The organism is Providencia sp. PROV061, assembly GCF_011045655.1.
Lineage (GTDB): Bacteria > Pseudomonadota > Gammaproteobacteria > Enterobacterales > Enterobacteriaceae > Providencia > Providencia hangzhouensis.
Genome location: NZ_CP042861.1, coordinates 4,597,554 through 4,623,693 on the forward strand (window position 1 = coordinate 4,597,554; position 26,140 = coordinate 4,623,693).

23 protein-coding genes are annotated in these 26,140 nt (G+C 39.3%); 10 read left to right on the top strand and 13 right to left on the bottom strand.

The features are described from left to right. Positions 1-89: 89 nt before the first annotated feature. Positions 90-803: a ribonuclease PH gene (gene rph, locus FVA72_RS21360; protein ID WP_137019344.1), complete on the bottom strand. Its 714-nt coding sequence runs from the start codon at positions 801-803 to the stop codon at positions 90-92. Between the two features lie 123 nt (positions 804-926). Here rph and FVA72_RS21365 point away from each other — a divergent pair, with 123 nt between their 5' ends. The 5 genes from FVA72_RS21365 (at position 927) to FVA72_RS21385 (ending at position 5,882) form a co-directional block, all read left to right on the top strand. Beyond that, complete coding sequence (locus tag FVA72_RS21365) at positions 927-1,790, top strand: YicC/YloC family endoribonuclease (RefSeq protein ID WP_036959080.1); 864 nt, start codon at positions 927-929, stop codon at positions 1,788-1,790. A gap of 499 nt (positions 1,791-2,289) precedes the next feature. Then, entirely contained in the window at positions 2,290-3,600 is a 1,311-nt protein-coding gene (locus FVA72_RS21370) for an MFS transporter (protein ID WP_110592780.1), read from the top strand. Between the two features lie 48 nt (positions 3,601-3,648). Then, positions 3,649-4,296 (top strand): RraA family protein, encoded by a 648-nt coding sequence (locus FVA72_RS21375; protein ID WP_094962910.1) that lies wholly within the window; start codon positions 3,649-3,651, stop codon positions 4,294-4,296. Positions 4,297-4,305: 9 nt separating this feature from the next. Continuing rightward, the gene (locus tag FVA72_RS21380) at positions 4,306-5,097 is read left to right on the top strand and encodes a carbon-nitrogen hydrolase family protein (RefSeq protein ID WP_110592779.1); all 792 of its coding nucleotides are present in this window, start codon (positions 4,306-4,308) and stop codon (positions 5,095-5,097) included. A gap of 161 nt (positions 5,098-5,258) precedes the next feature. Next, the gene (locus FVA72_RS21385; RefSeq protein WP_004906170.1) at positions 5,259-5,882 is read left to right on the top strand and encodes a GntR family transcriptional regulator; all 624 of its coding nucleotides are present in this window, start codon (positions 5,259-5,261) and stop codon (positions 5,880-5,882) included. A 77-nt stretch (positions 5,883-5,959) separates the two neighbouring features. Here the strand turns inward: FVA72_RS21385 and FVA72_RS21390 are convergent, their stop codons facing one another. The 3 genes from FVA72_RS21390 to FVA72_RS21400 form a co-directional block, all read right to left on the bottom strand. Then, positions 5,960-7,216 (bottom strand): nucleoside permease, encoded by a 1,257-nt coding sequence (locus FVA72_RS21390; protein ID WP_094962907.1) that lies wholly within the window; start codon positions 7,214-7,216, stop codon positions 5,960-5,962. Then, on the bottom strand, positions 7,213-8,130 hold the full coding sequence (locus FVA72_RS22165) for a DMT family transporter (RefSeq protein ID WP_110592778.1): 918 nt from the start codon (positions 8,128-8,130) through the stop codon (positions 7,213-7,215). The genes FVA72_RS21390 and FVA72_RS22165 overlap by 4 nt, the downstream gene beginning before the upstream one ends. Before the next feature lie 66 nt (positions 8,131-8,196). After that, entirely contained in the window at positions 8,197-9,015 is an 819-nt protein-coding gene (locus FVA72_RS21400; protein ID WP_094962905.1) for a purine-nucleoside phosphorylase, read from the bottom strand. A gap of 189 nt (positions 9,016-9,204) precedes the next feature. Here FVA72_RS21400 and FVA72_RS21405 point away from each other — a divergent pair, with 189 nt between their 5' ends. Both FVA72_RS21405 and thiM read left to right on the top strand, forming a co-directional pair. Next, the gene (locus FVA72_RS21405; protein ID WP_036959170.1) at positions 9,205-10,407 is read left to right on the top strand and encodes an ROK family protein; all 1,203 of its coding nucleotides are present in this window, start codon (positions 9,205-9,207) and stop codon (positions 10,405-10,407) included. A gap of 77 nt (positions 10,408-10,484) precedes the next feature. Beyond that, positions 10,485-11,255: a hydroxyethylthiazole kinase gene (thiM, locus tag FVA72_RS21410; protein ID WP_165119775.1), complete on the top strand. Its 771-nt coding sequence runs from the start codon at positions 10,485-10,487 to the stop codon at positions 11,253-11,255. Positions 11,256-11,322: 67 nt separating this feature from the next. Here thiM and FVA72_RS21415 read toward each other — a convergent pair whose 3' ends face one another. The 7 genes from FVA72_RS21415 to fdhE all read right to left on the bottom strand — a co-directional run bounded on the left by FVA72_RS21415 (position 11,323) and on the right by fdhE (position 20,601). Then, the gene (locus FVA72_RS21415) at positions 11,323-12,027 is read right to left on the bottom strand and encodes a lipopolysaccharide core heptose(II) kinase RfaY (protein WP_110592777.1); all 705 of its coding nucleotides are present in this window, start codon (positions 12,025-12,027) and stop codon (positions 11,323-11,325) included. A 189-nt stretch (positions 12,028-12,216) separates the two neighbouring features. Beyond that, the gene (locus tag FVA72_RS21420; RefSeq protein WP_004906180.1) at positions 12,217-13,383 is read right to left on the bottom strand and encodes a nucleotide sugar dehydrogenase; all 1,167 of its coding nucleotides are present in this window, start codon (positions 13,381-13,383) and stop codon (positions 12,217-12,219) included. A 44-nt stretch (positions 13,384-13,427) separates the two neighbouring features. Further along, positions 13,428-14,429 carry an NAD-dependent epimerase gene (locus tag FVA72_RS21425; RefSeq protein ID WP_110592839.1) on the bottom strand — a complete coding sequence of 334 codons (1,002 nt, stop codon included), beginning with the start codon at positions 14,427-14,429 and terminating at the stop codon, positions 13,428-13,430. Between the two features lie 226 nt (positions 14,430-14,655). Next, positions 14,656-16,317 carry an LTA synthase family protein gene (locus FVA72_RS21430; RefSeq protein ID WP_110592776.1) on the bottom strand — a complete coding sequence of 554 codons (1,662 nt, stop codon included), beginning with the start codon at positions 16,315-16,317 and terminating at the stop codon, positions 14,656-14,658. A gap of 69 nt (positions 16,318-16,386) precedes the next feature. Next, positions 16,387-18,255: a selenocysteine-specific translation elongation factor gene (gene selB / locus FVA72_RS21435; RefSeq protein ID WP_110592775.1), complete on the bottom strand. Its 1,869-nt coding sequence runs from the start codon at positions 18,253-18,255 to the stop codon at positions 16,387-16,389. Further along, entirely contained in the window at positions 18,252-19,643 is a 1,392-nt protein-coding gene (gene selA / locus FVA72_RS21440; RefSeq protein WP_110592774.1) for an L-seryl-tRNA(Sec) selenium transferase, read from the bottom strand. The genes selB and selA overlap by 4 nt, the downstream gene beginning before the upstream one ends. Positions 19,644-19,665: 22 nt before the next feature. Continuing rightward, a complete protein-coding gene (gene fdhE, locus FVA72_RS21445; RefSeq protein WP_094961966.1) occupies positions 19,666-20,601 on the bottom strand; it encodes a formate dehydrogenase accessory protein FdhE in 936 nt (311 codons plus the stop codon). 729 nt (positions 20,602-21,330) lie between these two features. Between fdhE and FVA72_RS21450 the strand changes: the two genes are divergently transcribed. The 3 genes from FVA72_RS21450 to FVA72_RS21460 all read left to right on the top strand — a co-directional run bounded on the left by FVA72_RS21450 (position 21,331) and on the right by FVA72_RS21460 (position 23,975). Then, complete coding sequence (locus FVA72_RS21450; RefSeq protein ID WP_094961967.1) at positions 21,331-21,537, top strand: helix-turn-helix domain-containing protein; 207 nt, start codon at positions 21,331-21,333, stop codon at positions 21,535-21,537. Beyond that, positions 21,516-22,160: a hypothetical protein gene (locus FVA72_RS21455; RefSeq protein WP_094961968.1), complete on the top strand. Its 645-nt coding sequence runs from the start codon at positions 21,516-21,518 to the stop codon at positions 22,158-22,160. The genes FVA72_RS21450 and FVA72_RS21455 overlap by 22 nt, the downstream gene beginning before the upstream one ends. Positions 22,161-22,370: 210 nt before the next feature. Then, the gene (locus FVA72_RS21460; RefSeq protein ID WP_094961969.1) at positions 22,371-23,975 is read left to right on the top strand and encodes a metallophosphoesterase; all 1,605 of its coding nucleotides are present in this window, start codon (positions 22,371-22,373) and stop codon (positions 23,973-23,975) included. A gap of 121 nt (positions 23,976-24,096) precedes the next feature. On the opposite strand, the gene uxuA is transcribed toward FVA72_RS21460, so the two are convergent. Both uxuA and FVA72_RS21470 read right to left on the bottom strand, forming a co-directional pair. Further along, positions 24,097-25,290 carry a mannonate dehydratase gene (gene uxuA, locus FVA72_RS21465; protein ID WP_094961970.1) on the bottom strand — a complete coding sequence of 398 codons (1,194 nt, stop codon included), beginning with the start codon at positions 25,288-25,290 and terminating at the stop codon, positions 24,097-24,099. A gap of 17 nt (positions 25,291-25,307) precedes the next feature. After that, positions 25,308-26,054 carry an FCD domain-containing protein gene (locus tag FVA72_RS21470; RefSeq protein ID WP_004906196.1) on the bottom strand — a complete coding sequence of 249 codons (747 nt, stop codon included), beginning with the start codon at positions 26,052-26,054 and terminating at the stop codon, positions 25,308-25,310. Positions 26,055-26,140: the final 86 nt, after the last annotated feature.

The following is a 26,140-nucleotide window of genomic DNA, read 5'->3' on the forward strand; positions in this document are numbered from 1 at the left end:
TTATTTATCTATATTCAAAGCTGCTAATTGGTTGATGAACCAGCAGACATAAAAAAGGCGACTATTTAGCCGCCTAATTAATGATTAACTTACTTCAGCGCTTCTCGCTGAGCTTCAAAAATGGTATTTAAACCTGTTTTAGCTAATGCCAATAGAGCAAGTAGCTCTTCATGACTAAATGGTTCGCCTTCTGCGGTGCCCTGCACTTCAATCATTCGGCCATCATCCATCATGACAACATTCATATCTGTTTCAGCTGCAGAATCTTCAACATATTCAAGGTCACATAGGGCTTCTTGATTTACAATTCCGACAGAAACGGCTGCAACCATTGATTTTAGTGGACTTTTTGCAATTTTACCTTGCTCAACTATATTGTTCAGTGCATCAACTAGAGCTACACAGGCACCAGAAATCGCTGCTGTACGTGTACCGCCATCCGCTTGGATAACATCACAGTCTAAAGTAATGGTGTATTCACCTAATTTTTTAAGGTCAACAGCAGCACGTAAAGAACGTGCGATTAACCGTTGGATTTCCATCGTACGACCCGTTTGTTTTCCTCGTGCAGCTTCACGTTGATTACGTGAATTTGTTGCGCGCGGTAACATACCATACTCCGCTGTAACCCAACCTTGCCCCTGCCCTTTTAAAAAACGAGGAACACCTTCTTCAACAGTTGCATTACATAACACCTTCGTGTCGCCAAACTCAATAAGAACAGAGCCTTCTGCATGCTTAGTATAGTTGCGCGTGATGGTAATCGGGCGCATTTGGTCTGCTTGTCTATCTGCTGGGCGCATGGTGTTATCTCCATTATCAACTCAAATTGGGACGCATTATACGTTGTTCAAGCGATAATGCCTATCCTGTCATCCTGCATAGCGTTATAATCTCCTAAATCTTTACGATAATGGGAACGAATTATGATCCGTAGTATGACCGCTTTTGCCCGTCGGGACATCAAGGGTGAATGGGGGAATGCGGCCTGGGAGCTGCGTTCCGTGAACCAACGTTATTTAGAAACGTATATTCGCTTACCTGAGCAATTCAGAAGCCTTGAGCCCGTCATTCGCGAGCGCCTGCGTTCTCGCTTAACTCGTGGAAAGGTGGAATGTAGTCTACGCTTTGAGTTAGATGGCGCAAATCGTGGCGAGTTAATCCTAAATGAGCAATTAGCCCGCCAATTAATCAGTGCTGCGAATTGGGTTAAAAATTACAGCCATGAAGGTGAAATCAACCCATTAGAAATTTTGCGTTGGCCTGGAGTGATGTCAGCTGGCGAGCAAGATTTAGACATAATTAGCGAACAACTAATGGCAGGGTTAGATGAAGCGATTGATGCCTTTATCCAAAGCCGTGAAGCTGAAGGGGCATCCTTACATACACTTATTGAACAGCGACTTGACGGTGTGCTAGCAGAGGTCGCCAAAGTACGTCAACACATGCCAGAAATTCTACAATGGCAACGTGAACGCTTACAAAACAAGTTAGAAGAAGCTGACATTCAAGTGGATAACAACCGCTTGGAACAGGAACTTATTCTATTGGCTCAACGTGTTGATGTTGCAGAAGAATTGGATAGATTAGAAGCACACGTTAAAGAAACACGTAATATCTTGAAGAAAAAAGAGGCAACTGGCCGCCGTCTTGACTTTATGATGCAAGAATTTAACCGTGAAGCGAATACGTTAGCGTCAAAATCAATTAATAGCGAAGTCACAACTTCAGCAGTTGAGCTCAAAGTATTAATCGAACAAATGAGAGAACAGATTCAGAACATCGAATAATCACTCTGTTGCGATTTTAATCCATAAAAAAGCCAACCGATGAAGTGAGCTTATTTATCGTTTGGCTTTTTTCTTTGAAAAGATTCTCAAGTTAACTCGAAATAGGTGCTAATTGTCACGATTTTTGAACCTGCATTCCACAACAACCCTTCGAAGATATTAAAAAATTTTTACCCAAGAAGTATTCGGGGAAAAATAGACTATTACCACGATATTCATTATTTCTTTCCAAATAATGAATAGAAACGATTAAATCAATTTCCATAGAAATACATAATCATTTGATTTTTAATCATAAATATTATTTTCTTCCTGTATTTTCCCAAAAATAAGATCTCGCTCATAAATCAATCAAATGTTTTGAGTTCAATCACAGATAACAAAACAGATCTTTGACACCACAATAACTGCTTATTAACATCCATCTTGTATACAAGTTGAATTCAATATAAATACAATAAGGTTGATTACCTCGACAAACCAATAAAAAGGTAACTCTATGTCACATAATGATTCTGTTGTAACACCAGCAACAAAAGACTCACCAGGGCGTTTACGTTGGGGATTAGCAGCAATATTTTTTATTATCGGTTTGATTGCATATATGGATCGCGCCAATATTTCCATTGTTGCCGAACATATGATGACCGATTTAGGAATGAGCAAAGTTCAATTTGGATTTTTGGGTGCGTTATTTTCGCTTGGCTATGCACTTGCCCAAATTCCAAGCGGAATACTTGCAGAACGGTTTGGTAGCAGGCTTATCGCAACCATTAGCCTTTACGTTTGGTCCGCATTCACAATATTAACGGTCGTTGCCCCTACCTATATTTGGCTATGTATCGTACGCTTCCTATTTGGTGTTGGAGAAGCGCCGCTCTACCCTGCGAATGCCGTCTTTAATACATGGTGGTTTCGCCAAAATGAAAAGGCACGAGCCGCTAGCTTCTTACTTGCCGGTTCCTATTTTGGGCCTGTGATTGCCCCCACCCTTACCGTATTTATTATGATTTCGTTCGGGTGGCATGCCGTTTTCTATATCTTCGGTGTGATTGGTATTCTTATCGGTATGATTTGGTATTTCTTTGCCAGAAATAAGCCTGAACAACATCCAAAAATTTCTCAAAGTGAAATTGCATTTATCCAAGGAGGCCGAACAATTAGTGAGCAAGGAGGTGCTGATGTTAAAGCCCCTTGGCGCAAATTTATGAAAGAACGTCCGTTCTGGGCTGTTGGTTTCCAATATTTTTTTGTCGCCTATATGACCACCTTATTTATGATTTGGCTCCCCACCTATTTACAAGAGGCTCGTGGTTTCTCATTAACCCAAATGGGCGTTGCCGCCAGTTTTCCTTGGCTAGCAATTTGTATCGCGGTACTCACTGCAGGTTCAATTTCTGATTGGTTACTCAACAAAGGGTACTCACAGTTAGTCGCTAGGGGATATATCGCCATTACCGGTTTTATTCTCTTTATTGTGGGTATTTGCGGTGCTGCTCAAACTGAAAGTGCCATTGCAAGTGTTGCATGGTTAACTCTTGCACTCGGTTCTCTAGGATTACCAGTTGTGACCTCTTGGGCGATTGCAGCAGATAAGGGCCGCCAATATGCAGGCTCTGTCAGTGGATGGATGAATTTATGGGGCAATCTCGGTGGTGTTATTTCCCCCATTCTATGTGGCTGGCTTGCACAGCATTTCGGCTGGACCGTCGCTTTACTTTTCAATGTGATACCTATCAGTTTAGCGATTGTTTGCTGGTTTTTCATTCAGCCAGATAAACCATTAGCTGCTGCAGTTAATCCTGATTAATTTTCACCCATATACATTATGTTCAATACAATAAATAAAGGTGTCCCTATGTTTACATTAAATCCTCGTGTTGCTTGTTTTAGCTCGGAAATTATCGAAAGTTGCCGTGATGTTTGCCCGTCAACTATTGGACACATGACTGACTTCGGTTTTCTCAAAACATTACGCCCACAAATTGAACAATGCCAATTTATTGGTAATGCTGTAACTGTTCGTATTCCACATATGGACTCATCTGCCGTACACAAGGTTTTCGACATTGTGCAAGAAGGCGATGTTGTCTGTATCGATATGTCAGGGGATTATGATCGTGCTTGTTGGGGGGAAATGGTTTCTTATATGGCACGGGCAAAGAAAATTGCTGGTGCTGTCATTGATGGTTGTGTCACGGATATCAAAGCATTACGTGAGATTGGCGTTCCTATTTATGCACGTAAAGTGAGTCCGTTAACAACTCGAATTTTAGGTATTGAAGGCGCAATTAATGTGCCGATTAGCATAGATGGCGTAACGATCCATCCTGGTAACTTAATCATCGCAGATGGCGATGGCATTTTAGTCGCAGATGAAGTTACTCTACAAGAGTATCGCCAACGAGCCCTTAATGCCCAACATGCTGAAATTGATGTTAAAAAGCGCATTGATGCCGGTGAAACATTAGCGGCAATTTCAGGTGCAGCGAAATTTTTTGAATAAGGAGGCTCTATGAAGATTGCAATTGCTCAGCTAGCCAGTAGCTCAGATAAAGCTCTAAATTTAAAAAAAGCATGCGAAGCTATACAAAAAGCCGCTCAAGGTGGTGCCGACCTCGTCCTATTGCCGGAAATGTTTATGGCTTTTGTTCCAGTGGATAGTGGTATTAGCTATGCCGATGTCGCAGAGGCTGTCGATGGCCCTTTTGTCTCTCAGTTAGCAAAAACCGCTCAACAATACGGTATTTATGTGACCTGTGGTATTTATGAAAGTGCCCCGAATGAGCCGAAAAGAGCTTTCAACACGACAATTATGTTGAACCGCCAAGGTGAGCTTATCTATCACTACCAAAAAACACACCTGTACGATGCCTTTTCATATCAGGAATCCCTTAATATCATTCAAAGTAATAATGAATTAAAACCTGTGGAAACGGAATTTGGCAAAATTGGCGTTTTAGTCTGTTATGAACTGCGTTTCCCAGAAGTTGCTCGAAAACTAACCTTAGCTGGCGCTGACCTTATACTCGTTCCCACAGCATGGGTTAGCGGGCCACTAAAAGAGGAGCATTACCAAACATTAGTTAAAGCACGCGCTTTAGAGAACACAATCCCTGTCTGCGCATGTGACCAAACAGGTAATATTTTTATTGGTCGCAGCCTTGTTTGTGATGCGCTTGGAGTAACCATCGCATCTGCTGGCTACGATGAAACGCTATTTTTTGCTGAAATATCAACACAGCATACCGCAGAGACACGAGAAAAATTACCTTGTATGCAAAACCGACGCCCTGAGCTGTATTAGTCTAAAAACTGGCAAGGATGCCAGTTTATTCAACAAGCTAAGTTCAATTACCCACCAGAATTTAACAGCACCTTAAATAATATAAAACTAGTGTATTACTTGTATACCAATCTATTCCTTTCTATACTCACTAAAATTTCTATTGTTAACACAAGATCCTGATGAAAGATAAACCACTAAGCCAACAGGCCTATACTGCAATTAAACATAAAATTCTCAGCAAGCAATTTGGAGAGGAAAGTTACACCTCTGAAAATAGCTTAGTTGAGGAACTCGGTATGAGTCGTACTCCAATTCGCGAAGCCTTATATCAATTACAAAATGAAGGCTTAGTCAAAATTATCCCTCGTAAAGGTGTTTTTATTCAGAAACTATCGTTAAAAGAAACCAGAGATAATTATGATTTACGCTTAGCAATTGAGTCCCATGCAATTAAATTAGTTCGTGAATATTTAACTGATGAACATTTTTCTATCTTAAAGACGATTATTGAGCGGCAAGATGAATTATTGAAGAAAAATGACTATCAAGGTTGGATAAAAGAAGATGAACGCTTCCACCGTTTCTTCTTGGAATTACTGGATAACTCGGTTTTCTTAGATTTAGCGGATAATATTCGCCAGCGAGTCTATTTCCAACCTGACCCTATTTATCGCAATGAATATTATCATGAGTCTACACGCCAACATCAGCAATTAGTTGAACAACTCAAAGCAAAAGAATTTACCCTTGCGGAAGAAACGCTAACTGAGCATATATTGCGCGGCAAGCGTAATTATGTTTAGTGTTAAAACCAACAAAAAAAGAGAAAACCAAATTGATGGTTTTCCCTTAGATTAAATGTTATTTCTAACAACTTATCTTAGCTAGACTTAGCCTCTTTCAGTGCGGCGTCTTTATCGTGATGATAATGGAAGGTAAATTGGAAGATTATTGCTAATACAACAGTATAAGAAGCAAAAACTAACCAGATCATTTGCCAATCTTTAATACCATCCACCGTGTAATAGTCGACAACCAATCCACTTAATATCGCACCAAAATAGGCACCAACACCATTAACCATCGTCATAAATAAGCCCTGAGCACTCGCGCGCATACGCGTATCCACTTCTCTTTCAATAAAAATAGAGCCTGAAATATTGAAGAAGTCGAATGCACAGCCATATACGATCATCGACATTATTAAGAACATCAAGCCAATTGCTGATGGGTCACCAAAGGCAAAGAATCCAAAGCGTAATGTCCACGCAAACATGCTTAATAGCATGACAGTTTTAATGCCATAGCGTTTCAAGAAAAATGGAATTGCTAAGATAAAGCACACTTCTGCCATCTGAGAGATCGATAATAATATCGATGGATACTGAACCACCAAACTATCTTGGTATAACGGATTCAGACCGAAGTCATGCAAGAATGGATTACCAAACGTATTGGTAATTTGTAAAACCGCACCAAGTAACATAGCGAATAAGAAAAATACCGCCATAATAGGTTTTTTAAATAACACCAGAGCATCTAAACCTAGCTTACTGATCCAGCTACTTGAAATCGCTTTTTTATTAACATCAATTTTTGGCAAGGTTAATGAATAAAGCGCTAAAAGTAATGAACAGCCACCTGCAATATAAAGCTGCATACTACTTAGCTCAAATTTCAATAAGCTAATACTCCACATAGCAACAATAAAACCTACCGTACCAAATACACGAATAGGTGGGAAGTTACTCACTGAATCGAGCTGATATTGGCTTAATGATGAATAACTGATGCTATTTGAAAGTGCAATAGTTGGCATAAAGGCCATTGCATTAATTAACATCACCCAGAACATCACTGTTGAACTCGTGACTGTTGCAGCATAAAACAATGCGGCAGCCCCAATCAAATGACAAATCATATATAAACGATTTGCTGGAATATATTTATCTGCAATGATTCCGATAAGCCCGGGCATTAGAATGGCAGCAATACCCTTTGAGCTATACACCATACCGACTTCTGCACCTGAGAAACTCAATGTTTTCATCATGTAGGAGCCGAGTGTAACTAACCAACTTCCCCAAACAAAATATTGCAGGAAAAGCATGATTTTCAAGCGGGATTTAATATTCATACAAGGCTCCGTTTGGAGTTATATTTATTTGTTTTTATTTTCAACTCAGCAATGGCGACACCCATAAGGATGACAGCAACGCCAATAAACTGAATGAACTCAAGAGGTAACTGCAATACAGTCACAGATAATAAAATCGTGACGGGCAACTGCATTGAGCTAACAATGGTCGCTAAACTGGTACCTATCAGTGGAGTACCTTTGGCAAACATCCACATACCAAAGAAAGAACCAAAGAAAGCTAGGGGTAAACCATAAGAGAAAAATAGAGAATGAAACGTTGATGCGCTCAATAAGAATGTTGGCGGAACGATAATCGATGTCAAAATTGCGCCCCCTGTTACCATAATTGCAGAGCGCATCATAGGATCTGTTTTAACCGCTAATGCACCACTGACATAAACACGAATAGCATTCGATAATGCCGCACATAGTCCTAATAGCACACCAAGCCAGTGAAATACGATCCCTGAACTATTTAACAAACCTGTCGCTAATACTGTCCCAATTAATATCACCACAACCGACACCATGGTCATTATGGGAGGAGCTTGACGGCTGACAACCGCATTAATGGCAACCCCCATCCATGTAAATTGCAAAAATAAGACGACACCAAGCGCCGGAGACAAATATTGCAATGATGCATAATATAAGAGTCCGGTTAGCCCTGTTGTCGTCCCAGTGAGTAACATTAATAGGCCTTGTTGTCGTGTTGGCCATACTAGACGTGCTTTTTTAATTAATGCGCCTGCGGCAACAAAAAACCACAGTAAAATCGCACCTAATACCGTTTGGCTACCGATGACATCATTCAAGGAATATCCTGCGCGGTAGGCCAACACGACGAGTGTTGAAAGAATGCCATAACTGCAAGCGCCTAAAGAAACTAAAATTAGACCTTTAAATTTCATTTCAATATTCACCTTATTTAGCGTTATGAACATCTTTATATTGTTTTGAGAAAAAGAACCTAAAAACTAGAAGCGAGCGATCACACCCGTCACCAATTTCAAGAAGGTGGCTTTAACTTTCTCTGCAGTTTCAATAACTTCGTCATGGCTAAGAGGTTGTTCTAAAATACCGCAAGCCATATTAGTTAAACAGGAGATGCCCACTGTCTTAATTTGTGAATGATGAGCGACCAGAGCTTCTGGTACAGTAGACATACCAACAGCATCAGCGCCTAAGGTTCTGATCATGCGAATTTCGGCAGGTGTTTCATAAGTTGGACCAGTCCACCATGCATAAACACCTTCACGAACAGAAACACCTTGTTCGGCCGCTACATCCTTGATTGTTTGGCGTAATTCTTTGTTATACACCTCACTAACATCCAAGAAACGCACCCCTAATTCAGGGTTATTTGGCCCCATCAATGGGTTATTTGCAGTTAAATTAATATGATCGGTAATAATCATCAGGTCACCTGGGTTGAAATCGGTATTTACTGCACCGCAGGCGTTGGTAATAATCAATTTTTCGACGCCCAATGCTTTCATCAAACGCACAGGGAAAGTGACTTGGTCGAGGGTAAAGCCTTCGTAGTAGTGGAAACGGCCTTTCATCGCAACCACATTTTTACCTGCGATGGTGCCAATCACCAATTCATTGGCATGCCCTACGGCTTCAGATTTGGCAAAATGTGGAATTTCGCTATAAGGAATATGTACTGCATTTTCTAATGTGTCCGCAAACGGGCCTAATCCTGAACCCAGAATAATGCCCACTGTTGGTTTAATATCTGTGCGAGACTGAATAAAGCTTAAGCTTTCTAGAATATCTTTTGTATGATGCATAGTTGTCTCCAAATTGACATCGACTAAAAATTGTTAAAATCGATCATAAAGCAATTTAGAAACAGAACAGCGATCTTAATCTCATTTTAAGAAAAAGAATTTAGATATGATGTGTCACATGAAGCAGAATCTTATGCGTATATTTGCTAATCTTTAGCGCAAGAGTCGGAATGAAAAGGAGTGAGGCGCTTGTTACATACACTATTAAATGAATTTCGCACCTCAAAAAATTCAAAAACACAAAAACTCAAAACGCTTTACCGGTTAATTTTAAACCATGGTCCCATTAGGGCAGAGACGTTGACATCACTGGCTAGCATGAAACCAGCAACTTGTGCTCGGTTACTCGACGAACTGGGGAGAAATCACTTAATTTCGACTTCTGAGCTCGGAGAGTCGACCGGTGGCCGCAAACCTATCCTCTATAATATCAATGCTGCTGATGGCTACCTAGTTGGCATTGAAATGAGTGATATATATTCGACGATAGTTTTACAGAACCTAAAGTTGGATATTTTAGGGATGGTAAAGGTCAAATATGAGCACCTAGAAACCGCAGAAAATATGGTGGATCATCTGCTCAATAAATTAGATATTTTATTAGCTGAACATGGACTTAACGTAAAAAGTTTGTTGGGTATAGGCATCGCCATCGACCATATATTAGAACGCGATAAACTGCCATATCATCAATATAACTCACGAATAAAAGAACTTCACGACTATATATCCAGTAAAGTCCCTTGCTTCGTATTACTCGGAAGTGGGATTAGTTTTGCGGCTTTTGCAGAGTATCGTTTACGCTATACCTCTGATAGCCAAAGGTTTTTATTTACAACCTGTGATACCGATATTCGCAGCTGTACCATCATCAACAATCAATACGCTCCAGCACCCATTAGCACCGCTCAAGCCTTTGGTCATACGACAATTGATATTAATGGTCAACGCTGCGAATGCGGGTCATTTGGCTGTTTAAAGCAATATAGTTCACTGTCTGCGATTAAGTCACGGGTGATCCAGCAACTCAGGTTGGGTAAAAGCTCAATAATCAATGAATTAGTTAATAATGAGTCTGAAATTAGCTACCATACTATTTTCCAAGCTCTCACATTGGACGATGCCCTGTGTCTCGAAGCACTTGGCGAGGCAGCCTATTATTATGGTATTGCCATCGCTAATGCGATTTTAACGACTCAAGCAGATGTGGTGGTGTGCGGCGGAACCCTAACACCTAAAAATCACTTTTTTGAGATGACCAAAAAGTCTATTGAAGAAAAACTCTCTATTTTTCCTCATATTAAGACACGTATTTACCCCGCCAATGATTCATACGAAATTGTTGCTCAAGGCGCTGGTGGAATGGTCATGGAGAAATACCTTGCTGATTAAGCGGTTCTTTCATTAAAACAGATAGAGTGTAGAATAAATCAACGAACCTATGCTCTATCACTATTAATGAGGGGATCATGTTAGAATTTGAACACATCAGCAACACGACAAAATCATTGGTACTACAACAGCTTACTTCTCAATCCCCACTTATTCATTGCATGACAAACGATGTTGTTCAGACCTTCACTGCCAATGTCCTGTTAGCGCTCGGCTGCTCTCCCGCCATGGTCATTGAACCCGAAGAAGCGGAGCAGTTTGCCGCTATCGCACATGGCTTGCTGATTAATGTAGGCACATTAACCACTGAGCGCCGACATGCAATGAAATGTGCGGTTAACAGTGCGAATCAAGCGAAAAAACCTTGGGTACTTGACCCTGTTGCCGCAGGTGCGCTTAGCTTTCGCACCCATTTTTGCCATGAATTGCTGACTCTCAAGCCTGCCGCTATTCGCGGTAATGCCTCTGAAATTATGGCATTGGTAGGAAACAGTGCTGGCGGCAGAGGCGTTGATTCCCTTAACACCACTGATGACGCTCTTCCCGCAGCACAATTATTAGCGAGACAAGCTAAGACAATTGTTGCGATAAGCGGGGAAGTGGATTACATCACCGATGGAATACGCACCTTTGCGGTTACTGGCGGCCATATTTTAATGACTCGTGTGGTCGGTACGGGATGCGCTCTTTCCGCGGTGGTTGCTGCATGTTTCGCTCTATCTGGTGATAGGCTACAAAATGTTGCCGCTGCTTGCGCTATCATGAAACAAGCTGGAGAAACCGCAACCCAGCGTTGCCATGGGACAGGCAGTTTTATCCCTGAATTTTTAGATGCGCTTTATCAATAGTTTTGTTGTGATCGATAACTTTGTTTTTTTCGGTAATTTTGTGGTAATGAAAACTTGGCATAGCGAACTAGAGCCGAGTTTTCTTCCCTCTTATCTTTCTTGACCAATGACGAAAGTGATCTCTAAAACGAATAAAACGATAAACAAAATTTTTGCTATCGGGTTCGATACCGTAAAAACGCTGTAATGCAATTAAATCATTCGCTTTGCAAATAGCAAAATTACCATAATCTGATAAATCAATAACCTTAAGTCCTTCATTGGTTATAACAAAGTTCCCTGCATGGATATCATTAGAAGATAAACCATACCAATGCAATTGGTTGATAATGACTTTCATCTCTGCATAATAAGGCTTGATATCATCAACTTCAGATAAAACAGTTCCTTCCACATACTCCGCAATAATCCATGTTTCTACTGACTCACGACCGACCATTTTTTCTGCAACAAAGTAAATATCATTCGTTACGGTACAACCGTTATTTTGTGCAGTCACTAAACGTTTCAATAAACGTGAATAAAAAGGGCCAGAAATAATACGCATCAGCCGTTTTTCAATACGCTTATCGCGTTCTTTTTCGCATTTAATAATATAACTTTGTCCATTTACATGAATACGAGCAACACTTCTCTCAATATTTCCGCTACTTAAATTCTTACCCGCGATCTTCCCATCAATATAATCATTAACAATTTGCCAAAAATCTATCTCACCTTCTTTTTGAAAGGTGATAAAACCGTCTCTTTGTTTTTTTATGATTTTCTGCATAACAAAATAGCCAATTTTTAATCAATTGACGGATGCTAGCAAATGGCAAACAACATTTCTTAGCGATTGTTGCAGAGTGGCGCTTAAAAATAGGTAACTTGTGCACTATGGCACAAAATAGATAGGGTTATTAGCTCTTAATATGCAGAGATAGGTTAGCACGATGCCAACCTACCCCATAAACGCGTTTTAATCGTTACCAAATAAATCGCGGGTATAAACTTTCTCTGCCACATCTTCCAATTCAGGCACCATACGGTTGGCTAGAATAATGTCGCTTTGTGCTTTGAAAGTATCGAGATCACGGATAACCTTCGAACGGAAAAACTCTTCTTCTTTTAAAACCGGCTCATACACCACCACTTCGATGCCCTTGGCCTTGATGCGCTTCATCACACCTTGTACCGCAGAGGCACGGAAATTATCAGAGCCCGCTTTCATGACTAAGCGATAAACACCGACTTTGCATGGTGCTTTAGCAATAATTGCATCGGAAATAAAGTCTTTACGGGTGCGGTTTGATTCCACAATGGCGTTAATAAGGTTATTTGGCACGTCATCGTAGTTAGCTAACAACTGCTTGGTATCTTTCGGTAAACAATAACCGCCGTAACCAAATGATGGGTTGTTATAATGGCTACCAATACGTGGGTCTAAAGAGACCCCTTCAATAATTTGACGTGCATTTAAACCGCGGCTTTCTGCGTAGGTATCGAGTTCATTAAAGTACGCCACACGCATGGCTAAATAAGTGTTGGCAAACAGTTTAATGGCTTCGGCTTCGGTTCCATCGGTAAATAGCACGGGCACATCTTTCTTAATTGCGCCTTCCAGTAGCAAATCAGCAAAAATTTTCGCACGCTCTGAACGCTCTCCCACCACGATACGGGAAGGGTGCAAGTTATCCCACAAAGCACGCCCCTCACGTAAAAATTCAGGAGAGAAAATCACGTTGGTATAACCAAACTCTTCACGTAAGCGCGCTGTAAAGCCCACAGGGATAGTGGATTTCACGATAATCGTCGCTTCTGGGTTAATTTCATTCACATCATGAATAACAGACTCAACCGATCTTGTATTGAAGTAATTGGTTTTTGGGTCATAGTCGGTTGGCGTTGCTACAATGACGTATTGTGCACCAGTGTAAGCTTCAGTTTTATCTTCTGTGGCACGGAAATTGAGGGTCTTTTCCGTTAAAAACTGTTCAATTTCTGCATCAACAATCGGTGATTGATGGTTGTTTAACATCGCCACTTTTTCAGGGATGATGTCCACCGCAACCACTTCGTGGTTTTGTGACAGCAACATGGCGTTAGATAGGCCGACGTAGCCGGTTCCTGCGATTGCTATTTTCAAACTTGCCTCTCAAATCCTGCTAAAGATGTTACAGCTTATTGATATTATTGGTGGTAATAAGAACGGTACCAATCCACAAATGCCTGAACACCCTGCTCAATAGAAACTTGTGGGCGATAACCTGTCACATTAAACAAGTCTTCCGTATCCGCCCAAGTGGTGTACACATCACCCGCTTGCATAGGTAAAAAGTTTTTAATCGCTTCTTTACCCAGTGCCTTTTCCAGTGCAGAAATAAATTCAATCAACTTAACAGGCTGCCCATTACCAATATTATAGATTCGATATGGCGCGCTGCTTTCTGCAGGTGATGCCGAATGATTATTCAGGTTCGCTTGTGGAATTATATCTGAAATACGGATCACACCTTCGACAATATCATCAACAAAAGTGAAATCACGACTGAGATTGCCGTTATTATAGACATCGATAGGCTCGCCCGCCAAAATAGCTTTCGTAAACTTAAATAAAGCCATATCTGGGCGCCCCCAAGGGCCATAAACCGTAAAGAACCGCAGCCCTGTGGTCGGTAGCTGGTATAAATGTGAATAGGAGTGCGCCATTAATTCATTGGCTTTCTTTGTTGCCGCATAGAGTGAAATCGGGTGATCGGTTGCCATGTCAGTAGTAAATGGCGTCTTATCGGTTACGCCGTACACCGAACTTGAAGAGGCATAGACTAAATGCTTCACTTTTGCTTGGCGACAACCTTCTAAAATGGCGAGGTGGCCAGTTAAATTACTATCTGCGTAAGCAAATGGGTTTTCCAACGAGTAACGAACACCCGCTTGTGCCGCTAAGTGAATGACTCGGTCAAATTGTTCTTGTGTACACAATACACGGACAGTCTCACGGTCTGTGATATCAAGATGAATAAAACGAAATAACGGCAACTGCTCCAATAAATGTAAACGGGATTGTTTAAGCCCTTGATCGTAATACGCATTTAAGTTATCAATCCCGACAACTTCATGCCCACTCTCTAATAAACGTTGGCAAAGCGTGAAACCAATAAAACCCGCACTTCCCGTGACCAAATATTTCATATTCATTGTCTTCTAGCGTTAAACCATTCTAAAGCTCGAAATGAGCACCTAATTTCACAGAAAAATTAACTAAAATTAAGACAAAAAAAATAACGAATGGTTTTGTTATTAAAACAAAAAAGCGTAAAAAAATAATAAATTTTAAGAAAATATTAATATTTTAGGCAGGAAATAACAAAAAAGAGGGTATCAGCCGTAAATATCTACGGCTGATAATAACATACTCTTACATATCACCTTTATTGGCATTAGCTGCTTCTAAAGTTCCATAAACATAGTTGCGATAGCTATCAAGTAACTTTTGGTCTTCACAATCATTGAGTTTGCCATCACATAAGTGACGCATTTTGATGTTGGCTTCATAAAATGGGGAAATGTTTAAATTTGCCCTTTCTAATAAGATTCCGCCTAAGAAGGAAATATCTGTTAACTGGCCCGTTGTTATTGCAGTTCCTGATTTCAAGTTATCCCGCAAAGTAAATTGTGTTAGGTAAGCGGGTGATGAAAATGAAGAATTATACTGATTTAAGCTAATTCCTGGTTGATGGTCACCAAAATATAAAAACATCAACGGACGCTTACGTTTTTCAATGAATTCTGCGAAATCACGTATTGATGCATCTGAGGTTACGATTTTGTCCATATAATGGCTAAATTCACCTGCAGCATCTGAGTTTTTAATTTTGTCTTTTATACCGTAGTCATCACTATGGCTCTCTTTGTAAGGACCATGCTCATACATTGTAAGAGAGAAAATAAATACGGGTTTATCTGTTTCTTTCGCTAAGATTTCTTTTACATATTTCAGCATATCATCGGTGCTGATTGTCCATAAGTTATCTTGCAGTTTTCCTGGATAGCCAAGTTCTTGTGGTTGAATAATTCTATCAACCCCAAGCGTTTCATAGGCATGCCCTGAATGGTATGCACCTTTATTAAAGGGGGTAAGTACCACAGTATAATAACCGTTGGCCTTCATTTCTTTGAATAAGCTATTTTTAAGGTGGTCAACGATAAAATAAAAGACACCGCTTTTTTGCGCACCAAAATCATCACTATTTAAGCCAGTTAGCGCTGAGAATTCAGATAACCAAGTTCCTCCCCCAAAAGTTTGTACCCGCATCTGACTATGCGCACTTACGCCACTATCTTGCTGGAACATAAATAAATCAGGAAGCTTAGTTCCTTCAGGTAAGTCATAAATATGTGGGTCAACAGTAGACTCTTGCAGTAATAAAACGATGTCTGGTTTTTCTGAGACTGCATTATTTTCTAGGGATATTGCTGCTGCTTTTTCCATAAAATAATCAGCTGAGCCTGCAAATTCAGGGGATTGATAACTCGCATTTTGTGCCGACATAATAATATTGGTCACTGTCCCTCGGCCTTTTGGCAACGTCTGAGACCATCTGTCATAATAATGTGAGCTTGTGAAGTTAATACCAAAGTAACCCGCAACAATAAGAACAACACCAATAACACGAGTCATTTTTGATTTACTCGGCTTGAGCAATCGCCAGCTAATAACCCCATTAATGACTAATAATATAAGCAACCCAACCAGTGCGACACCTGCTAACCAATAATGACCCAAGGTCCCCATATTGGATGTGTCTGTCATAATATTGATATCACTAAAGAAGAGTTGTTCTTTGTAATAATGAACTTTTAACTGATTCAGGAATTTTATGATGATAAATAATGTGCTGGTAATAATAGCGGAAAATAACCAGCGAGCTGTTAGCACCATTAAAATACCGAATAAAACGGCATATACACTGACCGATATGAGAGCAGGATAAATTACGCTACCTTTTTCAAAGACTAAGAAAAGGGAGCCAATAAAGATCAATGCCAGATAAAAGCCTGCAAATAACTTTTTCTTCATCAGTTTTACCACAAGTTTAATATTGGAGGTTGCTATGAGGCACTACTATAACGGATTAAAACACTCAATTTATTCAACGAAAATGCCTTTATCTCGTAAATGGTGACCATCGCCTTTACGACGAGTAAAACCGCTTTTATCAAAAAACTCAAGAATTTGAATCGCAAGTTTCCGACCAATCCCTAATTCGTTACGGAAATCAGCCGCAAAAATGACTTCATTTTCCATGCAATAACGGTGAATAAGTGACGCAAAATAATTAATTTGCTCATGGCTATAATAGCGGTCACGAACTATCGCCGTAATTAATCCCATTTGCGCCGCCTTTTTTAGAACGCGACGCATCGTATCTTCTTCATAGCCACTTTCTAATGCTAAATCACGTACCCACCACGCTTCATTACGTGAAAATAATGGGTGTATTTGCTGCCAAATCAATTGCTGTTGGGCATCAAACACCAGCCCATGTTGGGGCATATGCAACCAACCGCGAGTTTGCTTAATAACATTTTCACCAATGAGATCATCAATGAATTTAAATGCTAATGCCTCGCTCATTGAAGGCAGAGCCATACGTTTTAAACGTGCTTTGCCTACACCGATTTGGTCACTGTGTATTTCATTGAATTCTTCAAGGGTTTGAACGATACGTTCTTTCGCTATTTGCGCTTTAAATGTGGATAAAACATGGTTGCCAACACGCTCCACATCCATTTGAGCCAATAAATTATCTAACACATCATGGGTGAGTTGCCGCGCCCAACTGTAATCCCGTAAATTAAGTTCACCTTGAGGAAGCTGTAGCTTAAAGTGAGCCAGTTCATCTTGTTCTCGGCAAAGCTTAGATAACCAATCCAAAAACTCCGGAAGCCTTTTACCTCGCCGTGGGGAAACCAAACGTATCACTCGAGCCCCACCTAACGTTTGGCGAGCGCTAATATCACGGATAATTAACCGGTCATTCTCGACTAACCATAATGGGGTATCTAAAATTAACTCAGCAAGCACGGGGGTTTCCCCTTGCTCCACTAATAATGACACTCGCCCAGTGATGTGGCTTGCACCATAGTAAAGATGCACAGGTTGCCAGTGCTTAATTAATGCATCGCATTCCAATTCAACAATAACCCGTGTTGCAATAAACGCAGGTTGCTCTGCAAGTAACCAATCCCCTCGGGTAATATTTTCTTTATCAATATCGCCCACCAAGTTTAAGGCCACGCGATCACCTGCAACAGCGAATTCAGATATTTGGTTTTGCCGATGAATACCTCTGACGCGAACTTGCTTATCCGCTCCTGTCACCCATAGTGACTCACCAACTTGAATTTTTCCCGCTAATGCAGTGCCAGTCACCACTACCCCTGCACCTTTAACCAAAAAAACGCGGTCAATGGCTAAACGAAAACGACGTTGGATATTGGGATGTGAACCACTTTGCTGATGAAGTTGTTGCAGATATAAACGCAGCGCATCAATACCGCGCCCATCTTCAATAGACGTAATGAATAGTTTTGCATCTGGCCAACCTTGTTTAGCCAGCTCGGAGGTGACTTGCTCCGTAACCTGTTCAATTCGCGAATGATCGACTCGGTCAGCCTTCGTCAGTATAACACTGATATTTTCACAACCCGCTAGCCTTAAAATCGAAAGGTGTTCAAGGGTTTGCGCCATCACTCCATCATCACAAGCTACTACCAAAAGCGCATGGTTTATACCACCAATCCCAGCCAACATATTGGCTAAGAATTTTTCATGTCCTGGAACGTCGATAAAACCAATAGAGCTCCCATCTGGCTGTGGCCAGTAGGCATACCCTAGGTCAATGGTCATTCCGCGCTTTTTCTCCTCAGGGAGGTGTGCGGTATTTATGCCAGTAATGGCTTGAATTAAAGAAGTTTTACCATGGTCAACATGGCCTGCTGTCGCAAAAATCATGAAAGTAAAACCTGTAATAACGCGTGTTCATCATCAAGACAGCGCAGGTCAAGCCACAATTTACCGTCTTTCATGCGCCCAATCACTGGTTGAGGTAGCTGGCGCCACTGCGTAGCGAGTTGCTCTAATGTACTACCTTTTCCATTTAGCGGTGTGAATGTTACCGCAAAGCTAGGAAGACGGTCGACAGGAAGTGAACCGCTCCCTATTTGTGAGAGACAAGGCTCAACTTCAACAATAAATTTGTCCCCATAAAAGGCTTGTAGAGCAACAACTATGCTTTCTGCGCTATCACGAATAGTTTCAGGATCTCGTGTTAGCCAACGTAATGTGGGTAATTCTGTTGTGAGTTTTTCGGGAGTTAAATACAGTTTTAGCGTTGCTTCAAGTGCAGCTAGAACCATTTTATCAACCCGTAAAGCACGTTTTAATGGATGTTTTTGAATTGCATCAATCCATTTTTTCTTCCCTAAGATAATCCCTGCTTGTGGGCCACCAAGAAGTTTATCTCCAGAAATCGAAACCAAATCAATACCTTGAGAAAGGTAACTTTGTGGCATAGGCTCTGCGGGTAGCCCATAAGCCGTCATATCAATCATCGAACCACTGCCTAAATCAATTGCCGTTGGTAATTGGTACTTTCTACCTAGCTCTGCAAGCTCTTCACCTTCAACTTCTGCAGTAAATCCTTCAATACTGTAATTGCTGGTATGCACTTTCATTAATAGTGCAGTTTGATCATTAATCGCATTCTCATAGTCACGTAAGTGAGTCCGATTCGTTGTACCCACTTCAACTAATTGGCAGCCTGCCTGCGCCATCACATCTGGCACACGGAAAGCCCCACCAATCTCAACCAATTCACCACGAGAAACAATAACTTGCTGGCCATTTGCAACCGTTGCTAGCAATAATAAAACTGCGGCAGCATTATTATTAACAATACAGGCATCTTCGGCGCCAGTGAGCTCACACAGCAAGTCAGCAATCGCACGGTCACGATGCCCACGCATCGCACCATCTAGAGAATATTCTAATGTGACAGGCGAACTCATCACTTGGCTAACTGCATTCACCGCCGTGGTTGACATGACCGCACGGCCTAAATTGGTATGTAGCACCGTACCCGTCAAGTTAAACACGTTTTTTAGGGCGCTTTGCCCTAAAGCTTGATGGCGTTGTGCTAACTCTTTTACCCAATCTTCCTGCCAAGCAGGTAATTTCCCTGCCTGAGCAATACTGGCTCGAGCTTGCTCTTGCATCTCACGTAAACATGCAGTGACCCAGTGAGCCCCTGATTGTTCAACCAATATTTGCACTTCATCGAGCTGCAATAATTTATCAATAGCAGGAAGTTGGCGATATAAAGCCAAGTCTGATTCAGACATAGTCACGATTCTCTTTTACCGCTTATTTTTCACCAGGGAACAAGAACGGATTAATACTACTACGCGCAAAGCCTTCTTCTTCCATGCGTGCATCTAAAATAATTGAGGCTAAATCATCCGCGACAGCTTCAACTTTAGCTTCTTTTTCTTGATAAAGGATTTTCAAGTAGCTACCGCAATCACCGCAGCTTTCTGCTTTAACTGCCGCATTTTCATCATCTAATGACCAATAATTCAATTTACCTGTTTGCTCACAGTTACTGCATTTAACGCGCACCATATGCCATTCAGTTTCACATAAATTACAGTGTAAATAACGTAAACCTTGTGATGTACCAATTTGCACAATACTCGACACTGGCATGCTATTACATACAGGACAGAAATGGCGATGGTCTCCATGTTCTGCACGCGCTTTACCTGGGATATTTGCTGCCATTTGTGCCCAATACACCGATAATGCAGCCCAAATAAACATCGATTTATCCGCAGGAACTTTTTCAAACTCTTCATTTAGCAACGCAGTTGCCATGGCTTCGAGTTCTGTTTCAGACGCTTTATTCAGGTTTTCTAACGCCGGGCGTACAGACTCAGGCACGACTGGCATTAATTCGGCAATAATAGCCGTTAATAATTTGTGCCAATGCATTGTCCGTGGAAATGTTTTTGCATCCAATGGCGAATTATTGGTATTTGTTGAGCGCTCAAGGATAGATGCCATATCCATTTCTAATGGATTATCATGCTGTGCATTATGTTGTGCGGTTGCCACTTCAGCAGCAAAATTCAGATAATCTGCAAAAGGATGTTCTCCTGCACCAAGTTCTTTGAGTCGCTCAGCACGGCGTTGATATAAACTTTTTAAGTTAGGAAACAGAACTGGTGGAATAAAACCAATTCCCTTTTCTTTCAATCTTTCTTGTCCTAACTCTTCTTTAGGAACAATACGAATACCCATTGCGTTCTCACTTTTCTATTTTCTGAACAATTTTTTGAGCATAGGGTAAACCTATACTCAAATTAATCATTCCTATTTTATGCCATCGGCGGAAATTGCTGCCACTTACTGCTCAGGATAAAACAAAAACGGTTAGGTCGCTACCTTGATGCCCTTGTATCAAGACGGGTATTTGATCTGATAAGGGTTTTGTAGGCAACAAAGGAAAAAATGCAGACAAATTTACCTTAAGCAAAGAACAATTATGATACAAAATCACCGATGATAAAGGTATTTTCAAAGGTGTAAATCAATCTATTTCAATATCATAAATGACCGATTGTGGTGGCCTTAAAATCATCTATTCTTGTTAAAATATGTGGGGTTAATCAAACTTTAACGATATAAGAATAATTAATAAGCTAATAGATACAGCTAAATAAAGTTTTTATTGAAACATTAGCAAGGATATTTAAATTACTGCATTAATTTTCTTTGATATAGTTTTAAAACTAAATTATAGCGGAGACCGTAGAAATGAGAGAGTTATTAATCACACTAATAATTATACTTCCTATTTATTCAATTTTATTTATTAGCGAATTATAGATAAATGTTTAATTAGAATTCTAATAGCTGTATTTTATATTAATTTAACTTATAAAAACAACTTTTAGATTAAACTACCGTAATAGATTATTAATGGATTGAGATCCTAATTTAGAGTTTTCCAACCGACTAAGGACAGTTATGTTTTTCTCGAAACAATTAAACCAGTTTATTGCTTTGGCTAAAAATGGTTCGCTAAATCAAGCGGCAGAGTCTACCAATGTCACGTCTTCAGCGATATCACAAGGTTTGATTCTTCTCGAAAAAAAGCTAGGAAAGAATATTTTAGTTAAAAAAAAAATAAAATACTCATTTCCGATTATGGCATGGAGCTATTTAATAAAATAAACCCTCACTATGAAAGTATAAATAAAATATTAAACAACTTAACTGTGCCAAACAATGAAAAAAAAATTAAAATTCTTATTGATGGATTTCCATTCTATGGGATACATTCGATAATAAACAACCTATTGAAAAATAAGAGTATTAGCATTGAAGTTGAATGCAAGATCTCAAATGATATTTTGTATGAAATAAAAAACCACCACTATGACATCATAATATCACCTGTAGATATCGACGTTGACCATAAAAGTATACAAAAAATAAATTTAAAAACTGAAATATTAGGTTTAGTTTTTCATAAAGAATTAATGAAAAAAAGTATGAGCGTTGAGAAAATGATGAGTAATGAAATTCTTATTCAAACAAAATCATCATTCGAACATTGTACCATGATAGAATTTTTAAAAGAAATAAAAAAAATCGGTATAAACTTTAAAACACTTACAATAAACGAACTGGATTTATTACATTCATTAGAAAATAAAACTGGCTATTCATTCATGACTGAGGAATACTTTAATAAAAAATCGAATCCTGACTTGGTGTTTAAAAAAGAACCCTTTAATTTTTTTCTTAATAGGAGAGCTTATCTACTAAAAGAAAGTAATATTGAAATTTATTAATGAATAATTTTACTTTAAATAAAAATCAATTTAAATAATTCGAGACTAACAATGAAAATCATTTCTTTTTTTATGTTTTCTTTATTTTTATCTTCTTGCCAAAACAGTTTTATTAATGAAATTCAAGACAGTACAATTGAAATAAAAAACCCCAATCAGACAAAAAACAATGGACTATAATTTTCAACTCATTTTAAAAGGAAATTTCGTATGATAATTGGTGTAATTAGTGATATTCATATAGGCTCAGATCATGATAAAGAAGTATTGGCAACGTCTATTAAAAATATTAATCACTGTGGAGCCGAAGGGTTATTAATGGCTGGGGATATTGGTGATTATCATCAACATAGAAAAGATTCTTTTGATATTTTCCTAGAACAATTTCCAAAAAAATATCATCAAAATTTATTATTGATGTTAGGCAACCATGATGTCCGAACTGGGGCCGAACCCCATGAGCCATTAGACCCCGATTTAGTCGGATTATATGACTCTTACTTAGAAAAATGCAATATTGACCGGCAAGAAGATACAATGTGCATTGATGCATGGATTGATGGTTATCATTTTATTTGTTTGAACACAGATGTTCCTTTAAAAAATCAAATGGAATTAAATGAAGCATCACTTCTCTGGTTAGAAAAAAAACTGGCTGAAGGCGCTGATGCGAATAAACCGATTTTTGTGATGACACATCAAGCATTCAATTGTTCACATTGGCGGTCATACTTATATGGCGGATTTGGACCGCAAGATGAAAGACTAAAAAGTCTATTTTCTCGTTATCCCCAAATAATTATGTTAAGTGGTCACATTCATAATGGCTTTGGGATTATTGAAGCTATTCAACGTCCATTTGGAACATTAATTGATATTCCAAGTTTAACATTAGGTGAAAACGGGGTTACAGATAAAGGCACTGGCTATTTATTAAAAATAGAAGATGATAAACTAACCTTTGAAGCTTGGAATTTTTATCAAAATATTCATTTATCTGAATATGATACGATAATATTATTACCTACTTTATCAAGTTTAGCCGCTGAGCTACCAGATTATGCTGACGAAGAAACTGATTCATTAATTTCAGAATCAAATCTATTAATGAATAAAGAATACAAAGATGAATACATAAAAATCTATGACGAGAAAACATGGAAAGAAATTAATACCCTAAGAAATAAAATTATTAAATACAAATCTAAACCTAAATCTAATGAAATTAATTACCATAAATTAAAATTTAATAATGACGATAATATCACCATTGAGGTATTGAATGCAGCACTAAATCAGCACAACCATATTCTTATTGAATCAAAAAATGGTCACTGGGCTGACCAAATTACAATACCGCCACTAAAAAATAATCAATCCATTACCATTGATCCTACTGCGGCCTATTGTAGTACACTGATCGTGAATAAAGAGAAGCATAGGATTTCAACAGGTGAAAAATGTACGGTTTCCTGTAAGTCTTATTGGCAGTTTGAAATGAAAAATGACGTAGATTCGTTGGAGCAAAAATCAGCTTATCAGCTTACGTTTAAGAATGAAGATTCTATTACACAAAAAATGATAAAGGATATTTTTAAAACCAACGATAGTATATATATTGAAATTAAAAATGACAAATGGCTAAATAAAATTTCTATTCCCAAACTGCCCCTCAGTAATAAAAAGATTAAAGTTAAATCAACAGCGGATCGTAATAGTTCAATAGTTGGTGGCTACTATACGTATATTATTAAGTCAGGCGACTTATTGACTATTTCTGCAAAACAGGATTGGAGTATTGATAAAAAAAATTAAAATAACTTAACAACTAGTTCAATACGCGACTAATTATAATTTAGTCGCGTATTTTTATGCATACTCAACCCTTTGATATCACATAAATACCAAATAATAAAAGCCAATATTGAAAAGAAAATTATACTTTTAATAATTCTGGATAATACATCCGTTTCAGCGCTAATTCTAACCCTCTCACCTCTGCTAAGCCTTTTAAGCGGCCAATAGCGGAATAACCAGGGTTAGTCACTTTCTTCAAATCATCCAAAATTTGGTGACCATGATCTGGTCTCATTGGAATTGGTGCAAGCCCCGCAGCATGGCGTTTTTGTTCAACCGCTAAAATGGCTTTGACCACTTCAAACATATCGACATCACCTGCAATATGATTTCCTTCATGGAAAGTATTTGGGTTGTTTTCTCTCACCGTTGAACGTAAATGTGTGAAATGAATACGATCACCAAATTCATTAATCATTTTTACTAGGTCGTTATCGGCTCGCACACCATAAGAACCTGTGCACATAGTAAACCCATTATGAATGCTATCGCAGCTTTGCTTAATAAACCGCATATCTTCAATGGTAGAAACAATACGTGGCAGGCCTAAAATTGGGCGCGGAGGGTCATCGGGGTGAATAGCTAAAACCACATTTTCTTCTTCACATACAGGAACGATTTTCTGCAAGAAATAACGTAAGTTCTCACGTAACTGATTTTCATCAATATTATTATACAGCGCCAAGCGCTCACGGAATTGGTCTAATGTATAACCTTCTTCTGCGCCCGGTAGCCCTGCAATGATGGTTTTAATCAGGTTTTCGATATCATCAGATGACATATTGGCATAATACTCAGCCGCTTCTTTAACTTCTTGTTCTGAATAACTCGCCGCCGCATTTTCACGTTTTAAAATATGAATTTCAAACGCGGCAAAGGCAATATTGTCGAACCGTAACGCTTTGGAGCCATCTGGTAGCGTATAAGCAAGGTCAGTACGCGTCCAATCTAGAATTGGCATAAAATTATAGCAAATGGTCTTAATACCACAGGATGCTAAATTACGAATACTTTGTTGGTAATTTTGAATATAGAGATCAAAATTACCTTGTTGAGTTTTAATATCTTCGTGAACAGGAATACTTTCCACGACAGACCAAACTAACCCAGCATCTTCAATGATAGCTTTACGCTTTAAAATCTCCTCAACACTCCAAACTTCACCGTTAGGAATATGGTGGAGCGCAGAGACGATTCCCGTCGCCTCTGCTTGCCTAGCATCACTTAAAGAAACAGGGTCATTAGGACCGTACCAACGCCACGTATGCTCCATAAGTACTTCTCCTGCGATTATTCAAAAATAGTCTGATAAGGAATTGTTTCAAATAAGTAACCATCAAAATTGGGGTCATCAAAATCAGAAAGCTGCATTAGCGTATTTTTGACATTCTCTAAATGCTGCCACATCTCTTTTTTAGCCAATTCAGGATCACGTTTTTGTAGTGCATTTAAAATATTTTCATGATCAATCAACCACTTCTTCCGGTAAGTCGTATTGTCGATATGCTCATGTAGCTTATCCCACATAGGGCTTTGTAACCGCACAGCCCAGATATCATCAATAATCTTCGCCATCATGTCGTTCTTGCTTGCGCGAGCAATTAACACATGAAACTTATGATCATTCGCATCGTCACTTTCATTATTCGCAACTTTGATTCGCTCATCCTCTAGTAATGCGCGGATCTCTTGGATATCGGCTTTTGTTGCTGACAAGGCCGCACATGCAGCTATCGCACTTTCAATCACTTGGCGAGCTTGCAGTATTTCAAAAGGGCCATGGTCTAAGCTTTTGACTTCATCAATTAATAGATCTGGGTGATTGATGACATAAACACCAGAACCTTTCTTGATAGAAACCAATTTTTCAATTTCTAACATGATGAGTGCTTCACGTACCAATGAGCGACTAACATCATATTTTTTAGCGATCTCACGCTCTGGCATTAAACGACTTCCTATCGGATATTCACCAGATGCAATGAGCTCTTTTAACTGCTGACCTAGGTATTGGTACGAGCGGTATTGAGTTTTCATATATATGTACAACGCGTTGTCGAATTAAATTTAGTTCTTCCATTGTAGATTATCGTCCCTCACAACAATGGTCAACCAATTTATCC

Coding starts and splice junctions, on each gene's coding strand:
- FVA72_RS21375 (WP_094962910.1), top strand. CDS start 3,649: ATGTTTACATTAAATCCTCGTGTTGCTTGTTTTAGCTCGGAAATTATC.
- FVA72_RS21365 (WP_036959080.1), top strand. CDS start 927: ATGATCCGTAGTATGACCGCTTTTGCCCGTCGGGACATCAAGGGTGAA.
- FVA72_RS21390 (WP_094962907.1), bottom strand. CDS start 7,216: ATGAATATTAAATCCCGCTTGAAAATCATGCTTTTCCTGCAATATTTT.
- selB (WP_110592775.1), bottom strand. CDS start 18,255: ATGATTTTTGCGACAGCAGGCCATGTTGACCATGGTAAAACTTCTTTA.
- FVA72_RS21430 (WP_110592776.1), bottom strand. CDS start 16,317: ATGAAGAAAAAGTTATTTGCAGGCTTTTATCTGGCATTGATCTTTATT.
- FVA72_RS21380 (WP_110592779.1), top strand. CDS start 4,306: ATGAAGATTGCAATTGCTCAGCTAGCCAGTAGCTCAGATAAAGCTCTA.
- selA (WP_110592774.1), bottom strand. CDS start 19,643: ATGTCTGAATCAGACTTGGCTTTATATCGCCAACTTCCTGCTATTGAT.
- FVA72_RS21450 (WP_094961967.1), top strand. CDS start 21,331: ATGTTTTTCTCGAAACAATTAAACCAGTTTATTGCTTTGGCTAAAAAT.
- FVA72_RS21470 (WP_004906196.1), bottom strand. CDS start 26,054: ATGAAAACTCAATACCGCTCGTACCAATACCTAGGTCAGCAGTTAAAA.
- FVA72_RS21460 (WP_094961969.1), top strand. CDS start 22,371: ATGATAATTGGTGTAATTAGTGATATTCATATAGGCTCAGATCATGAT.
- FVA72_RS21385 (WP_004906170.1), top strand. CDS start 5,259: ATGAAAGATAAACCACTAAGCCAACAGGCCTATACTGCAATTAAACAT.
- FVA72_RS21370 (WP_110592780.1), top strand. CDS start 2,290: ATGTCACATAATGATTCTGTTGTAACACCAGCAACAAAAGACTCACCA.
- FVA72_RS21400 (WP_094962905.1), bottom strand. CDS start 9,015: ATGCATCATACAAAAGATATTCTAGAAAGCTTAAGCTTTATTCAGTCT.
- uxuA (WP_094961970.1), bottom strand. CDS start 25,290: ATGGAGCATACGTGGCGTTGGTACGGTCCTAATGACCCTGTTTCTTTA.
- FVA72_RS22165 (WP_110592778.1), bottom strand. CDS start 8,130: ATGAAATTTAAAGGTCTAATTTTAGTTTCTTTAGGCGCTTGCAGTTAT.
- fdhE (WP_094961966.1), bottom strand. CDS start 20,601: ATGGGTATTCGTATTGTTCCTAAAGAAGAGTTAGGACAAGAAAGATTG.
- thiM (WP_165119775.1), top strand. CDS start 10,485: ATGTTAGAATTTGAACACATCAGCAACACGACAAAATCATTGGTACTA.
- FVA72_RS21425 (WP_110592839.1), bottom strand. CDS start 14,429: ATGAAATATTTGGTCACGGGAAGTGCGGGTTTTATTGGTTTCACGCTT.
- FVA72_RS21415 (WP_110592777.1), bottom strand. CDS start 12,027: ATGCAGAAAATCATAAAAAAACAAAGAGACGGTTTTATCACCTTTCAA.
- FVA72_RS21455 (WP_094961968.1), top strand. CDS start 21,516: ATGGAGCTATTTAATAAAATAAACCCTCACTATGAAAGTATAAATAAA.
- rph (WP_137019344.1), bottom strand. CDS start 803: ATGCGCCCAGCAGATAGACAAGCAGACCAAATGCGCCCGATTACCATC.